General features: G+C 36.0%; 1 protein-coding gene. It reads left to right on the top strand.

Annotated features, from left to right (window positions below):
* The first annotated feature begins 56 nt into the window (after positions 1-56).
* A protein-coding gene (locus N8M09_RS10815; protein WP_261065188.1) for an IS3 family transposase occupies positions 57-1,405 on the top strand; the annotation gives its coding sequence in 2 pieces (ribosomal slippage) (positions 57-498 and positions 498-1,405; 1,350 coding nt in all).
* Positions 1,406-1,436 lie beyond the last annotated feature (31 nt).

Below are 1,436 nucleotides of genomic sequence, written 5' to 3'. Positions count from 1 at the left end.
ATGAACTGCACCCCAAAAGTTAGACAGAAAAATCTAACTTTTGGGGTGTTTTTATTATGAAATTAACTTATGATGATAAAATTCAGATCTATGAACTTAGAAAACAAGGATATAGCTTAGAGAAGCTTTCAAATAAATTTGGGATAAACAATTCTAATATTAGGTACATGATTAAATTGATTGATCGTTACGGAATGGAGTTCGTCAAAAAAGGAAAAAATCGTTACTATTCTCCTGATTTAAAACAAGAAATGATTCATAAAGTCTTACATGAAGGCTGGACTAAAGATAGAGTTTCTCTTGAATACGGCCTCCCAAGTCGTACGATACTTCTTAATTGGCTAGCACAATACAGGAAAAACGGGTATACTATTGTTGAGAAAACAAAAGGGAGACCATCTAAAATGGGACGTAAACCAAAGAAGAAACCCGAAGAGATGACAGAGTTAGAACGACTTCAAGCAGAAAACGAGTATCTGAGAGCGGAGAATACTGTCCTAAAAAAGTTGAGAGAACTCCGCTTGAAGGAGGAAAAAGAGAAAGAAGAAAGACAGAAATTGTTCAAGAATTAATCACTGATTTTTCGTTAGATATTCTTCTAAAAACCATTAAACTCGCTCGTTCGACCTACTACTATCACTTGAAACAGCTAGACAAACCAGATAAGGATCAAAAGCTTAAAGCTGAAATTCAATCCATTTTTACCGAACAAAAAGGAAATTACGGATATCGTCGAATCCATTTAGAATTAAGAAATCGTGGTTATCTGGTAAATCATAAAAGAGTTCAACGCTTGATGAAAGTGCTCAATTTACAAGCTAGAATCCGCAAGAAACGCAAGTATTCTTCTCATAAAGGAGATGTTGGCAAGAAAGCAGACAACCTTATTCAACGCCAATTTGAAGCAGCTAAACCAATGGAAAAGTGTTATACGGACGTGACAGAATTTGCCATTCCAGCAAGCGCTCAAAAGCTTTACTTATCACCAGTTTTAGATGGCTTTAATAGCGAAATTATCGCCTATAATCTTTCAACTTCACCCAACTTAGAACAAGTAAAAACAATGTTGGAACAGGCCTTCACAGAGAAGCACTACGAGAATACGATTCTCCATAGTGACCAAGGCTGGCAATATCAACACGATTCTTATCATCGGTTTCTAGAGAGTAAGGGAATTCAAGCATCCATGTCACGTAAAGGTAACAGCCCAGACAATGGTATGATGGAGTCCTTCTTTGGCATTCTGAAATCGGAAATGTTTTACGGTTATGAGAAGTCATTTCAGTCGCTTAAGCAATTGGAACAAGCTATTGTAGACTATATTGATTACTACAACAATAAACGAATTAAGGTAAAACTAAAAGGACTTAGCCCTGTGCAATACAGAACTAAATCCTTCGGATAAATTAATTGTCTAACTTTTTGGGGTCAGTACA

It is taken from the genome of Streptococcus mitis (assembly GCF_946190375.1).
Lineage (GTDB): Bacteria > Bacillota > Bacilli > Lactobacillales > Streptococcaceae > Streptococcus > Streptococcus mitis_CJ.
This window is presented reverse-complemented; position numbering and strand designations above follow the sequence as displayed.